Genomic DNA, 13,615 nt, shown 5'->3' with positions numbered 1-13,615 from the left:
GCCCCGGACGCCGCCCCGCCGAGCACCGCCCCGCACGCCGCGCAGGACGCCGCGCCGCGCGCCCAGGAAGAGGCCTGAGCACATGAGCCGAGAGTTCTCCAAGATCAAGGAATCACTGGCGGCCTGGTCGGAGATCCGCCAGCTGCTGCGCGGCGGCGAGTCCGGCCAGCTCGTCCCGGTGGTCATCCCCAAGGACCGCAGGGGCTTCGCCTGGGTGGCGCTGCTGTTCCTGGCCCTCTACCTGGCCGGGACGGCGGTCTTCGCGGGCGGCCGGTTCGGCTTCCTGGCCGCGCTCGGTTCGGTGCTCCTCGTGTTCGTGGCCGCGGTCTGGCTCTGGCGCCGGGCGATCATCGAGATCGAGGAGGGCACCACCGGCGTGCGCAGCCGCTGGGGCGCCATCACCGGCACCCTGCCGCCGGGCCGCCACTACCTCTGGCTGCCCTGGGACCGGGTCGACGCGGTGGTGGACACCTCCACCGAGATCCCGTACTCCGCGCCGATCGTGGCCTGCCCGACGGCCGAGAACGTGCCGCTGAAGTCCATCGAGTTCTTCCTGAAGTTCCGCATCGTCGACCCGGTGGCCTTCGTCCGGACGATCGGGGCGGGCAACTTCGACCTCGTGCTGAGCAGCGCCGTACAGGACGCCATCCGCCAGCGCAGCCGCAGGGTGCACACCGAGCACGCCTACGACCTGCGCGGCTCCGACGTGGGCGACATGCAGGAGGCCCTCAACCGCCAGCTCGGCCGGTACGGCGTGCGGGTCACCGGCGCCAACATCCCCGACGTGCAGCTCCCCGACGCCTACCAGCAGCACCTGGCCACCCGGGAGAAGGTCGCCAAGGAGATGTCGGCCTTCGAGCGGGAGTGGGAGCTGACCCGCAAGCGGCGGATCGACACGCTGCTCATGGAGATCGAGCGGGCGAAGAAGACGCGGGACGCGCGTATCGTCGAGGTGCGGGCGGCCGCCAACACCGCGCGCAAGGACGTCGCCCGCATGCTGGAGGAGCACGAGACCGAGGCTCAGCGGGTGCGCTGGGAGATCGAGGCGCGGGGCCGGGCCGAGCTCACCTCCGCCGAGAACGAGGCGAAGGCGCTGCGCCGCCTGGCGGAGTCCTACCGCGACAACCGGGCCGTGCTCCACTACGAGCTGGCCCGCCGCCGCCTGGACGTGGGGGCCCGGCTCGCCGAGAGCGCCCCCCGGCCCGTCGTCGTCCGCACCGCGGGCGGGTCGTCCGGCGACTCCTCCGCGCTGTCCACCCTGCTCATGGCGCAGATCCTGCCGCAGCTCGGGACCGGGAACGGCCGGCCCGGGCCGCCCGTTGACCACACTGGCGGGGCCGGCGGCCCAGCCGGCGCCGCCCACTGAGAGAAACGTCCGCGGACGGATGTCCGCTGAACGACACTGAGAACACGCACGTCATCTACCCAGGGAGTCTCCCGATGGTGTTCCGCAAGCTGAAGGCCGCGTTCGGTGCAGGTGTCGAGGTCGACACGATCCTGCAGAACTCCAACGTCCGTCCCGGTGAGCTCCTGCGCGGACAGGTCAACTTCCGCAGCAGCAGCAGCGACTACCAGGTCGAGGGCATCTTCATCGACTTCACCGCGGTGGTGGAGGTGGAGAGCGGCGACGAGGAGTACAAGACGACCTACAGCTTCCTGCGCCACCAGGTCTCCGGGCCGTTCCACCTGGCCGCGGGCGCGGGCCAGTCGATCCCCTTCGAGATCCCCGTCCCGTGGGAGACCCCGATCAGCGCCATCGGCGGCCACCCGCTGCACGGCATGAAGCTGGGCGTCTCCACCGAGCTCGCCCTGGCCGGCGCGCTCGACAAGGGCGACCTGGACCCGCTGTTCGTCAACCCGCTGCCCGCCCAGGAGAACGTCCTGGCCGCCCTCGACCGCATGGGTTTCCGCTTCAAGAAGGCCGATCTGGAGCGCGGCACCCTGCACGGCTCGCGCATGCCGTTCTTCCAGGAGATCGAGTACTACGCGGGCCCCGAGTACAGCCGCCACTTCAACGAGCTGGAACTGACCTTCATCTCCGGTCCGAGCGCGATGGACGTCATCCTGGAGGCCGACACCCGCGGCGGTTTCCTGAACTCCAGCCACGACACCTACAACCGCTTCACCGTCCACTACAACGACCACCCCGGTCAGGTGGAGCAGTCCCTGCGCTCCGGCCTGCACGCGATGGCCCAGAAGCGCGGCTGGTTCTGACCCGTCCCACGGTACGGCCCGCGCCCCGGCGGGGGCTCGCCTCCTGAACGGCCCGCGCCCGACGAGGGCGCGGGCCGTGTCCGTGGACGGACCGGGGCCCGGACGCGGACCGGGACGTGGATCGGGACCCGGTGCGGACGCGGGTCGCTATCGCGCCCGGGCCGCCCGCAGGGCGGACAGCTCCGCCCACACCTCGTCCACCCGGGCGTCCAGCTCCTCCAGTGAGCCCTCGTTGCGGATCACGACGTCCGCGACCGCCAGCCGGTCCTCCCGGCTCGCCTGGGCTGCGATCCGGGCGCGCGCGTCCTGCTCCGACATGCCGCGCACGCCGACCAGCCGGGCCAGGCGCACCTCGTCGGCCGCATCCGCGACGATCACCACGTCGTACATCGGGGCGAGGTTGTTCTCCACCAGCAGCGGCACGTCGTAGACGACGATCGCGGACTCGTCGGCCTCGGCCGCCTGATCCTGCAGCTCGGCGACGCGGGCTCCGACCAGCGGGTGGACGATGCCGTTGAGCGCGGCCAGCTTCTCGGAGTCGGAGAAGACGATCGACCCCAGCCTCTCCCGGTCGAGCGCGCCGTCCGCGCGGAGCACCTCGCCCCCGAAGACCGCGACGACCCTCGCGAGCCCCGCGGTCCCCGGCTCGACCACCTCGCGGGCGATCTCGTCCGCGTCGATGACCACGGCGCCGCGGTCCGAGAGCCGCCGCGACACCTCGCTCTTACCCGACCCGATCCCGCCGGTGAGTCCGACCTTCAGCATGGTCCGCAGCATACGGGCACGGCCCTGCCGGGGTCGCCCCGGCCCGGCGCGCGGGCCCGGCGCACGGCCCGGCCCCCTCGTCCGCTCGCCTCCGCGCGCACGGCGGACGCCGGAGGAAGAAGTTCGCCGAGACGTGAGCGGTCGTGTCGGCGCCGCGCGCACGGCGGGCGCGGGAGGGCGGCTCAGAGCAGGCGGCGCATGTGCACCAGGGTGAGGTGGTCGCTCATCCGCTCCCGGCGGGTCTCCCGGTAGCCGTGACGGCGGTAGAGGCGCAGGTTGCCCTCCGACAGGTGCCCGGTGAACAGGTCGAACGCGAGCGCTTCGGCGACCTCCTCGTGCAGGGCCGCCAGCAGCGCCCCGCCGATCCCCCGGCCCTGCACGTCGGGCGCGACCACCAGCCGCCCGACCCGGCAGGTCGTCTCCGAGGTCTGACCGCGGACCGCGCCGACGATCCGCCCGCCGTCCCGGGCGACGAGCACGGTGCCCGACTCGACGGCCCGGCGGACCTGCGCGGCCGACTCGACCAGCGGCGGGATGAACGGGTCCCCGTAGAGCTGGGCCTCGGTCACGTACGCCGCGCGCTGCACGGTGAGGATCTCCCCGGCGTCCGCGGGTCCCGCCCGCTCGATCATCGCCACGGCGCCACCTTAGCGGCGCACTCCCCTCAGGGTCACTTCCCCGCCACCCCCCACGGCGCCGGGACGCTCCGGGCGTCTGAGGGCCGTCTCCGGGCGTCGGGGAGGCTCCGGTCCCGAGACGGCCGGAGCCTCCGGGGCGGACCCCGCCCGGGAACGCGGAAGGGCCCCGCCGGAGCGGGGCCCTTCTGCGAACCGTGCTTACTGCTTCACCTCGGCCTCAAGGCCTCAGCTCTGGCCGCCCGCGAGCTTCTCGCGCAGAGCCGCGAGAGCCTCGTCGGAGGCGAGGGCGCCGGCCGCCGGAGCGGAGGAACCGCTGGAGGAGGCCGACGGGGTCTCACCGGAGTAGGACGTGGGGGCCGCCTCGCCCGCCTCGGCCTCGGCCTTGCGGGCCTCCTCGACCTGCTTCTTGTGCGCCTCGAAGCGGGTCTGGGCCTCGGCGTACTGCCGCTCCCACTCCTCGCGCTGCTTGTCGAAGCCCTCGAGCCACTCGCCGGTCTCCGGGTCGAAGCCCTCGGGGTAGATGTAGTTGCCCTGGTCGTCGTAGGTCGCCGCCATGCCGTACAGCGTGGGGTCGAACTCGACGTCGGCGCCCATCGCACCCTCGTTGGCCTGCTTGAGCGAGAGCGAGATCCGGCGACGGTCGAGGTCGATGTCGATGATCTTCACGAAGATCTCGTCGCCGACCTGGACGACCTGCTCGGGGATCTCGACGTGGCGCTCGGCCAGCTCGGAGATGTGGACCAGGCCCTCGATGCCCTCCTCGACCCGGACGAACGCACCGAACGGCACCAGCTTGGTGACGCGGCCCGGCACGACCTGGCCGATCTGGTGGGTGCGGGCGAACTGCTGCCACGGGTCTTCCTGCGTCGCCTTGAGCGACAGGGAGACGCGCTCGCGCTCCATGTCCACGTCGAGAACCTCGACGGTGACCTCCTGGCCCACCTCGACGACCTCAGAGGGGTGGTCGATGTGCTTCCAGGAGAGCTCGGAGACGTGGACCAGGCCGTCGACGCCGCCGAGGTCCACGAAGGCGCCGAAGTTGACGATCGAGGAGACGACGCCCTTGCGGACCTGACCCTTCTGCAGGGTGTTGAGGAACGTCTGGCGAACCTCGGACTGGGTCTGCTCCAGCCAGGCGCGGCGGGAGAGAACCACGTTGTTGCGGTTCTTGTCCAGCTCGATGATCTTCGCCTCGAGCTCGCGGCCGACGTACGGCTGCAGGTCGCGGACGCGGCGCATCTCGACCAGGGAGGCCGGGAGGAAGCCGCGCAGGCCGATGTCGAGGATGAGACCACCCTTGACGACCTCGATGACCGTGCCGGTGACGATGCCGTCCTCGTCCTTGATCTTCTCGATCGTGCCCCAGGCCCGCTCGTACTGAGCGCGCTTCTTGGACAGGATCAGGCGGCCTTCCTTGTCCTCCTTCTGGAGGACCAGCGCCTCGACGTGCTCACCGACCTCGACGACGTCCGCCGGGTCGACATCATGCTTGATCGAGAGCTCACGCGAGGGGATCACACCCTCGGTCTTGTAGCCGATGTCGAGCAAAACTTCATCTCGATCGACCTTGACGACGGTGCCCTCGACGATGTCGCCGTCGTTGAAGTACTTGATGGTCAGGTCGATCGCTGCGAGGAACTCTTCCTCAGAGCCGATGTCGTTGACCGCTACCTGCGGGGTGCTCGAGGTGGCCTCAGTGCTGCTCGTCATGTGTGGAATTGCTCCGAACGCGGACAGATGTCGATGTGGCGAACGCGCGGCAGGCTTCTTATCGTTCAGCCGAGACAGGAAGTTCGCATCGACGTGATCGAGCGCGAGCCCACTCCGTCCGAGACACGCGCGAGCCCACAGCGCAGCGATCAGCATATGAGACCAGAGCAGCCTGGTCAATCCGGAAGGACCCCGCACCAGAAGGCACGTAAAGGCCGCAACGGCGACAGGAACGCCTAATAGGCGTTGACCTGCCCCCTCCGCTTGGAGCTGATATTACCCCGAAGTTTCCTGGGGATGGAGATCCGATCAGGATCGCCGTCGGCCGTGTAGCGCTCGCCCGGATGCTTGTCCAGCCACTCCAGCCAGTACTGGGAGCACCACTTGCGGCACTCGCCCTTCTTGCCGTTGCTCTGGATCCGCTGGACGGCCCGCCAGTCGTAGTCCTTGACGAAGGGCGAGACCGACGGCTGGGCGCCGGCCAGGAAGACGGCCTTGAAGGCGAACCCCGTCCCGTCCCAGGAGCCCTTCTGCACGGTGGACCGCTTGCGCGGCATCGCCCCGAACGGCAGCGCCAGCGTCTCCGACGGGCCGGCGCCGAGCGCCTTCAGCATCCGCTCGACCCGGACGAGCTGCTCGGCGATCCCCTTCTTCGCCAGGCCCGGCAGGTACGGATGACTCCAGGTGTGGTTGGCCACCTCGAACCCGCGCGAGGACAGCCACTGCACGGCGCGCGCCTGATCGGCCCGGCTCTGCAGTCCGAACGGCTGCCGGTTGACCCAGAAGGTGGCGACCGGCCGGAAGCCCGGGTACTTCTTCGCCACCTGGTAGATGATCCCGACCGCGGTGTCCTTCACCGGCATGCCCGCGTCGTCCAGCGCGAAGTGGCTGGGGTGGCCGTCGTCGAAGGTGAGCACCACCGGATGCTTGCCCGCGGGGACGTCCATCCGCCCGGCGGCGAACTCCCGGGCGGTGACCGGCACGTAGCCGTCCCTGGCCAGCCGCTCCATCTCCCTGCGCACCTGGTCGGGGGTGCGGTCGATGGAGGCCCGCCGCTTCTTCACGATCCGGTGGTACATGATCACGGGGACCATCCCGGCCTCGTTGGCCTTCACCTGCCGGGCGAACTCCGGGGTGGCGGTGATCGCCTGGGGCAGGTCGGCCGAGGGCAGGTCCGGCTCCGGGACGGGCTCCGGCGTCGGAGCCGTGCTCTGCGCCTGCCGCCCCGGCGCGGAGGCCGAGGCGGACGGCGCGGCGTTTCCGGCCGGGTCGGGCAGCAGGAACAGGACCCCGGTGGCGATGACCACGACCACGACGTTGGCCAGCATGATGAACCGCGCGATATGGGGGGTTGGACTCCGCACAAGACTCCCGTGCCCGTCGAGGTGTCGGCCTGCCGTCCAACCCTAGAACAGACTGGGACAAGCCCGGACACACTCAACGGCACCCCTCACAGCGCCCCGCGACGGCCGGCCACCGGCCCGGCGGTCAGTGGCCGGCGTCCTGCCACGTGCGTCCGACGCCCACCGACACCTCGAGCGGAACGCGCAGCTCGTAGGCGGTGTTCATCCGGGTCCGGACCAGCTCGCGCAGGGTCTCCAGCTCGCCCGGCGCCACCTCGAACACGAGCTCGTCGTGGACCTGGAGCAGCATCCGCGAGCCCAGGCCGGCCTCGCGCAGCGCGGCGCCCACCCGCAGCATGGCGATCTTGATGATGTCCGCCGCCGACCCCTGGATCGGCGCGTTGAGCGCCATCCGCTCGGCCATGTCGCGGCGCTGCCGGTTGTCGCTGTTGAGGTCGGGCAGGTAGCGGCGGCGGCCGAGGATGGTCTCGGTGTAGCCGTCCTGCCGGGCCCGGGCGACGATCGCGTTGAGGAAGTCGCGGACGCCGCCGAACTCCTCGAAGTACTCCTCCTTGAGGCCCCTGGCCTCCGAGACCGGGATGCTGAGCTGCGCCGACAGCCCGAAGTCGGACAGGCCGTAGGCCAGCCCGTAGTTCATCGCCTTGATCTTGGCGCGCATCTCGCCGGTGACCTTCTCCGGCTCGGTGCCGAAGACCCGCGCCGCGGTCGCCTGGTGGAAGTCGTGCCCGGACTCGAACGCGGCGATCAGCGCCTCGTCGCCGGACAGGTGCGCCATGATGCGCAGCTCGATCTGGCTGTAGTCGGCGGTCAGCAGCGTCTCGTAGCCGGAGCCGACCGTGAACCCCTGCCGGATGCGGCGGCCCTCGGCGGTGCGGATCGGGATGTTCTGCAGGTTGGGCTGCTTGGAGCTCAGCCTCCCGGTGGCCGCGACCGTCTGCTCGAACGTCGTGTGGATCCGCCCGTCGTCGGAGATCTCCTTGATCAGCCCCTCGACCGTGACCCGGAGCTTCTCCTGGTCCCGGTGGCGCAGCATGATCGTCGGCAGTTCGTGCTCGGTCTGCGCGGCCAGCCAGGCCAGCTGGTCGGCGTCGGTGCTGTAGCCGGTCTTGATCTTCTTGGTCTTGGGCAGCCCCAGCTTGACGAAGAGGATCTCCTGGAGCTGCTTGGGCGAGCCCAGGTTGAACTGCTCGCCCACCGAGGCGTGCGCCTCCTCGACGGCCTGCTTCACCGCCGCCCGGAACTCCTCCTCCAGCCCGCCGAGGTGGTCGCGGTCGGCGGCGATGCCCGTCCGCTCCATCTCGGCCAGGACGGCCACCAGCGGCAGCTCCACGTCCCGCAGCAGGCTGGTGGCCGCCCGCGGCTCCAGGAACACCTCCAGCGCGCTCGCGAGGTCGCGCACGGCCGAGGCCCTCAGCCCGAGGTCGCGGGCCGCGTCGGCCTCCTGGTCGTCGAACAGGGAGGTCTGCCCGTCCGCCGGGGCCTCGCCCTTCAGCTCGCGGCCGAGGTAGACCCGGACCAGGTCCTCCAGGACGAACGAGCGCTGCCCCGGGGCCGCCAGGTAGGCGGCCAGCGCCGTGTCGCAGGACAGCCCGCGCAGCTCCAGCCCCTGCGCCCAGAGCGCCAGCATGAACCCCTTGGCGTCGTGCACCGCCTTCGGCCTGGCCTCGTCGGCCAGCCAGGCGCGCAGCGCCGCCTCGTCGCCCTCGGTCAGCCCGGACGGGTCGACGAACGCCGCCCGGGAGCCGCCCGTGCCGCCTTCCTGCCCATCTGCCGGCGCGGCGATCGCCAGGCCGTCGATCCGGCCGGTGCCCCTGCCGTACGCCCCCGTGAAGGCCAGCCCCGCCCGCCCCTCGGGCAGCGCCTCCAGCCACCCGGCCACCTCACCGGGGCCGAGCACGACGACGTCGACCTCGAAGCCGTCCCCGGACCCGGCCTCGGACCCGGCCTCGGCCGAGCCGAGGGTCTTGAAGAGCCGTTCACGGATCTCGCCCCGGAACTCCAGGGTGTCGAGGATCTTGTCGATCTCGGCGCGGTCCAGCTCGCCGACCCTCAGCCCGGCGACCTCCTGCTCCAGCGGCACGTCGCGCACCAACTGGGTCAGGCGGCGGTTCATCAGGACCTGGTCGAGGTGCTCGCGGAGCTTCTCGCCGACCTTGCCCTTGACCTCGTCGACCCGGTCGACCAGCTCCTCCAGCGAGCCGAACTCCCTGATCCACTTGGCCGCGGTCTTCTCCCCCACGCCCGGGATGTTCAGCAGGTTGTCGCTGACGTCGCCGCGGATGGCGGCGAAGTCGGGGTACTGGGCCGGGGTGAGGTCGTACTTCTCCAGCACGGCCTCGGGGGTGAACCGCGTCATGTTGCTGATCCCGACCCGGGTCATCAGCACCGTGATCCGCTCGTCGACGAGCTGCAGCGCGTCGCGGTCACCGGTGACCACCAGCACGTCCATGTCCTGCGCGGCGGCCCGGGTGGCGAGCGTGGCGATCAGGTCGTCGGCCTCGTAGCCGGCCAGCGACAGGTGCGGGACGCGCAGCGCGTCGAGCATCTCGTGGATCAGGCTCATCTGGCTGCGGAAGCTGTCCGGGCTGGCGCTGCGGGTGGCCTTGTAGCCGGCGTACTCCTCGTGCCGGAAGGTCGGCTCCGAGCGGTCGAAGCAGACCGCCACGTGGGACGGCCGCTCGTCGCGGAGCACGTTGACCAGCATCGACGTGAACCCGTAGATGGCGTTGGTCTTCTGCCCCGTGGAGGTGGAGAAGTTCTCCTCAGGGAGCGCGTAGAACGCCCGATAGGCCAGAGAATGCCCATCCAGCAGCAGGAGACACGGACGAGTAGGGGTCGCTTCACTCTTCGGCACAGCAGAAGCCTAGTCTCCTGGTGCGACAGAAAACCTGGCCCCGCCTGACGAGGAGTCACCCCTTGACCATGACCGATCCCGACGAGACGTCCCCCATCGAGGAACTGCTGGGCGGCGCGCACCAGAACACCCTGGTCGAGCGGATGGGCATCGAGATCCTGGAGGCGAGCGCCGAGCGCGTCGTCGCCACCATGCCCGTCGAGGGCAACACCCAGCCGTACGGCCTGCTGCACGGCGGCGCGTCCTGCGTCCTGGCCGAGACGATCGGCTCCGTCGGCTCGGCCCTGCACGCCGGGCCCGGCCGCATCGCCGTCGGCATCGAGATCAGCGCCACCCACCACCGCTCGGCCACCTCCGGCCTGGTCACCGGTGTGGCCAGGCGCCTGCACGGCGGCCGGACGGTCGCCACCTACGACATCGAGATCACCGATGAGCAGGGCCGGCGCGTGTGCACCTCCCGGCTCACCTGCATGCTCCGCGACGCCGGCTGAAGAAGCCCCGGGCGGGCGGCGCATATCTTTGCGCTCCCGGCTCCGATGGGGTTACCGTGGGTGACGGCGACGCCCGCGGGGGGCCGAGTAGAAAACGTGCGGAGTCGGGGAAGCTCCACACGGCGCCAAAGGCCTCCCCGCGGGCTCGCGCCCGCAGGGGCACCCGCGCCCCTTCCCCGTCGTCCGCCCCGGACGCGCCTGCGGCCCGCCCCCGGCGAAGGGGGACGGGCCACCGCCTGCGGATCCTCCCGGAGGCCTCAGACGTCGGTGTGCGTCGGGTCCAGCACCCGGCGCAGGAAGGACTTGGTGCGCTCGTGCCGCGGCGCGCCGATGACCTGCTCGGCCGGGCCGTCCTCGACGATGACGCCGCCGTCCATGAAGACCACCCGGTCGGCCACGTCCCGGGCGAACGCCATCTCGTGGGTGACCACCAGCATGGTCATGCCCTCCTCGGCCAGCTTGCGCATGACCGTGAGCACGTCGCCGACCAGCTCCGGGTCGAGCGCCGAGGTGGGCTCGTCGAAGAGCATCAGCGCCGGGTTCATCGCCAGCGCCCGGGCGATCGCCACCCGCTGCTGCTGGCCGCCGGAGAGCTGCGCCGGGTAGGAGTCGCGCTTGGCGGCGACGCCCACCTTCTCCAGGTTCTCCATGGCGACGCGTTCCGCCTCGGCCCTGCCGCGCTTGAGCACGCGACGCTGGGCGATCATGACGTTCTCCAGCACGGTCATGTGCGGGAACAGGTTGAACTGCTGGAAGACCATGCCGACCCGGCGGCGGGCTGCGTCGATGTCGGCGTCCGGATCGGTCAGGTCGAGGCCCTCGACGATCACTTTGCCCGAGGTCGGCTGCTCCAGCAGGTTCACGCAGCGCAGCAGCGTGGACTTGCCCGAGCCCGAAGGGCCGATGACGCAGACCACCTGGCCGGGGTCGACGGTGAAGTCGATGCCCTTGAGCACCTCCAGCCTGCCGAAGTTCTTGTGCAGGTCGCGGATCTCGACCGCGTGACGCACCGGGGTCGTCGGATTCACCGCGGTCACCGTCCCTTCCCCTGGCGCCGTTCCAGCCGGGTGGCGAGGTAGCCCAGCGGGATGGTGACGAGCAGGTAGGTCACGCCGACGACCAGGATGGGCGTGCCGTTCGCGTGGGTGGAGGCCAGGTCGTTGCCGAACTTCGTCAGCTCCACGTACTCGCCGGAGACTCCGAGGAACAGCACCAGCGACGAGTCCTTGAGCAGGGAGACGAACTGGTTGGTCGTCGGCGGGATCACGATGCGCACGGCCTGCGGGATGATGATCGTGACCATCGCCCTGCCGTACGACATGCCCAGCGACCGGGCCGCCTCCATCTGCCCCCGGGGCACCGCCTGCAGGCCCGCGCGGAGCGTCTCGGCCATGTAGGCCGAGCCGACGACGGCCAGGCCCAGGATGCCCTGGCCGTACAGGCCGCCCGGCACCTCGAAGCCGGGCAGGGCCAGCGGCAGGAACAGGATCATCAGGAAGATCAGCAGCGCGGGGAGACCCCGGAAGATCTCGATGTAGGCGATCGCCAGCCACCGGTAGGGGCGGACCGGCGACAACCGCATCAGCGCGAACAGCAGGCCGAACAGGAAGGCGAAGACGAAACCGCCGACCGAGTAGATGAGCGTGTTCTTCAGCGCGATCGTGAACAGCTCCGGCAGCGTCTCCGCCGCCACGTCCGGCCTGGCGAAGTTCTGCGCGAGGCTCGCCCAGTCGACGAACACGACGGCGGCGACCGCCGCGGCCACCAGGACGGCGTACTGGACGGCCCGGCTGATCCGCTGCTTCTTGCGAGGACTGAGCCGGGCCCTGCCGGGGGGAGCCCCGGCAGGGCCCGACGGCTCAGCCGTCGTTGGCTGGTCGGTCATGGATCAGCCGAGCTCGCCGGGCTTCTTGCCGAACCACTTGACGAAGATCTCATCGTAGGTGCCGTCGGCCTTGGCCTCGGTGATCGCGTCGTTGACCGCCTTGAGCACGGCCGGGTCGGCGCCCTTCTTCAGGCCGACGCCGTACTGCTCACCGGTGTCCAGGCTGGCGATCAGCTCGAACTTCTCGGCGATCTCGGGCTTCTTCAGCCAGGTGAGCACGACCGGCAGGTCCTGGATGATCACGTCGACCTGGCCGGACTGCAGGCCGAGCAGCTCCTTGGGCGAGTCGGCGAACTCGCGCGGGTTGAAGCCGTTCTTCTTGGCGTGGTCCAGGCCGGTGGTCGACGCCTGGGCGCCGAGCTTGAGGTTCTTGGCCTTGACGTCCTCCAGCGACGCGGCGCCGGTGCCCTTCTTGGCCAGCAGCGCCTGGGTGGCGTCGAAGTACGGGACGGAGAAGTCGATGTTCGCCTTGCGCTCCTCCGTGATGGTCATGCCCGCGGCGGCGACGTCGCATTTGCCGGCGGCCATCGCGGCGCCGCTCTTGATCACGGCGAAGTCGATGTCCACGATCTCCTGCGTCAGGCCGAGCTTCTTGGCGGCCAGGTCGACGATGTCGACGTCGAACCCGACGACCTTGTCGCCCTCCTTGAACTGGAAGGGCTCATACGGCAGGTTCGTGCAGGTGGTCAGCTTGCCGGGGGTGACCAGCTTCGGGCCGCCGGCGGCGGCGGCCGGGGCGCTGGACGAGGCACCCTCGCTCGGGCTGGCGGTGGTGGTGTCGCCACCTCCGCAGGCCGACAGACTCAGCGCGCCGGCGACGACCATGGCGCCCACCGCGAGCGCCCGGCGGGGAATGAAACTCAGGCCCACGACGGCCTCCTTCTCGGTCAATGTCGCTTTTTGCATGGATACCTCAATGCGGGTGATGCTGCCCCACAGGTACGGCAGGGCGGGTCACCGCTGTGACACGATTCGGACAACAAGTTCAGCCGTGTGTATTACTCCCGTGTACCCGATCTAGCGTGATCGTCATGCCCCGCACCGCCGTGCTCGCCGCGGCCGCCGTGCTCCTCCTGGCGCCGGCCGCCGCCTGCTCCGGGCCGCAGGAGCCCCGGCCGGAACCGGCCTCCCGGTTCGCCGCGACGCCGACGTACGAGCTCCCGCCCCGCCCCGTCAGGCCCGGCGAGATCCGCGTCACGGCCGCCCCGGTGCAGGACGGCGACGTCCGGTTCCAGGTGATCGGCCTGCAGAAGGGGCTCAGCGGGTTCTTCGCCAGCCACGCCGAGTGGCAGGCCAGGGGGCAGTACGTGGTGGTGCGGATCGTCGCCGACAACCCCGGGCGCACCAACTCCCGCTTCGACGCCGGAAAGCAGCGGCTGCTCACCTCCGACGGCACGGCCCACCCGGTCGACGCGTTCGCCCAGGCGACCAAGCGGCAGCCGGACGCCTTCCTGCTGGGCGCCGGCGTCCGGGTCGAGATGGACCTGTGGTTCGACGTCCCCGAGGAGGCGTCGGTGACCGGGGTCCGGCTGTACGGCGACCCCCCGCTGGGCTACACCCGCACGGACGGCGTCACGGTGCCGCTGGGCTGAGCGGCGCGAGCGGGCGGACCCGCGACCTGCGGGCCTGCCCGTGATCACACCGTACGGCTCACGCCTCGCCCGCAGGCGGCTCGGCCGCGGCGGCCCTCCCGC

General features: G+C 70.8%; 12 protein-coding genes. 4 read left to right on the top strand and 8 right to left on the bottom strand.

Going from position 1 to position 13,615, the window contains the following annotated elements; all coding sequences use genetic code 11:
* Window positions 1–82 precede the first annotated feature (82 nt).
* Both ACWJ6R_RS17030 and ACWJ6R_RS17025 read left to right on the top strand, forming a co-directional pair.
* Window positions 83–1,366 (top strand): SPFH domain-containing protein, encoded by a 1,284-nt coding sequence (locus ACWJ6R_RS17030; protein WP_449063158.1) that lies wholly within the window; start codon window positions 83–85, stop codon window positions 1,364–1,366.
* Window positions 1,367–1,440: 74 nt separating this feature from the next.
* Window positions 1,441–2,214: a sporulation protein gene (locus ACWJ6R_RS17025; RefSeq protein WP_449063157.1), complete on the top strand. Its 774-nt coding sequence runs from the start codon at window positions 1,441–1,443 to the stop codon at window positions 2,212–2,214.
* Window positions 2,215–2,361: 147 nt separating this feature from the next.
* On the opposite strand, the gene coaE is transcribed toward ACWJ6R_RS17025, so the two are convergent.
* From coaE to polA, 5 genes are all read right to left on the bottom strand, one after another.
* Window positions 2,362–2,979, bottom strand: coding sequence for a dephospho-CoA kinase (gene coaE / locus ACWJ6R_RS17020; protein ID WP_449063156.1), 618 nt, complete (start codon window positions 2,977–2,979; stop codon window positions 2,362–2,364).
* A 182-nt stretch (window positions 2,980–3,161) separates the two neighbouring features.
* Window positions 3,162–3,611 carry a GNAT family N-acetyltransferase gene (locus tag ACWJ6R_RS17015; RefSeq protein WP_449063160.1) on the bottom strand — a complete coding sequence of 150 codons (450 nt, stop codon included), beginning with the start codon at window positions 3,609–3,611 and terminating at the stop codon, window positions 3,162–3,164.
* A gap of 231 nt (window positions 3,612–3,842) precedes the next feature.
* Complete coding sequence (gene rpsA / locus ACWJ6R_RS17010; RefSeq protein WP_449063155.1) at window positions 3,843–5,327, bottom strand: 30S ribosomal protein S1; 1,485 nt, start codon at window positions 5,325–5,327, stop codon at window positions 3,843–3,845.
* A gap of 236 nt (window positions 5,328–5,563) precedes the next feature.
* Window positions 5,564–6,655, bottom strand: a complete 1,092-nt coding sequence (locus ACWJ6R_RS17005; protein WP_449063154.1) for a polysaccharide deacetylase family protein — start codon at window positions 6,653–6,655, stop codon at window positions 5,564–5,566.
* 160 nt (window positions 6,656–6,815) lie between these two features.
* Window positions 6,816–9,545 carry a DNA polymerase I gene (gene polA / locus ACWJ6R_RS17000; protein WP_449063153.1) on the bottom strand — a complete coding sequence of 910 codons (2,730 nt, stop codon included), beginning with the start codon at window positions 9,543–9,545 and terminating at the stop codon, window positions 6,816–6,818.
* A gap of 143 nt (window positions 9,546–9,688) precedes the next feature.
* Here polA and ACWJ6R_RS16995 point away from each other — a divergent pair, with 143 nt between their 5' ends.
* Window positions 9,689–10,036 carry a PaaI family thioesterase gene (locus ACWJ6R_RS16995; protein ID WP_449063159.1) on the top strand — a complete coding sequence of 116 codons (348 nt, stop codon included), beginning with the start codon at window positions 9,689–9,691 and terminating at the stop codon, window positions 10,034–10,036.
* A gap of 257 nt (window positions 10,037–10,293) precedes the next feature.
* Here ACWJ6R_RS16995 and ACWJ6R_RS16990 read toward each other — a convergent pair whose 3' ends face one another.
* From ACWJ6R_RS16990 to ACWJ6R_RS16980, 3 genes are read right to left on the bottom strand one after another with little or no spacing between them, the layout of a single operon-like run.
* Window positions 10,294–11,064, bottom strand: a complete 771-nt coding sequence (locus tag ACWJ6R_RS16990; RefSeq protein ID WP_449063152.1) for an amino acid ABC transporter ATP-binding protein — start codon at window positions 11,062–11,064, stop codon at window positions 10,294–10,296.
* A 5-nt stretch (window positions 11,065–11,069) separates the two neighbouring features.
* Window positions 11,070–11,921 (bottom strand): amino acid ABC transporter permease, encoded by an 852-nt coding sequence (locus ACWJ6R_RS16985; protein ID WP_449063151.1) that lies wholly within the window; start codon window positions 11,919–11,921, stop codon window positions 11,070–11,072.
* Between the two features lie 3 nt (window positions 11,922–11,924).
* Window positions 11,925–12,791 (bottom strand): ABC transporter substrate-binding protein, encoded by an 867-nt coding sequence (locus tag ACWJ6R_RS16980; RefSeq protein ID WP_449063150.1) that lies wholly within the window; start codon window positions 12,789–12,791, stop codon window positions 11,925–11,927.
* A 161-nt stretch (window positions 12,792–12,952) separates the two neighbouring features.
* On the opposite strand from ACWJ6R_RS16980, the gene ACWJ6R_RS16975 reads away from it, so the two are divergent.
* The gene (locus ACWJ6R_RS16975; protein WP_449063149.1) at window positions 12,953–13,513 is read left to right on the top strand and encodes a DUF4352 domain-containing protein; all 561 of its coding nucleotides are present in this window, start codon (window positions 12,953–12,955) and stop codon (window positions 13,511–13,513) included.
* Window positions 13,514–13,615 lie beyond the last annotated feature (102 nt).

This window comes from Planomonospora algeriensis (genome assembly GCF_977012225.1).
The sequence above is the reverse complement of the archived record's forward strand: the minus strand, read 5'-3'. Positions and strand labels throughout refer to the sequence as shown.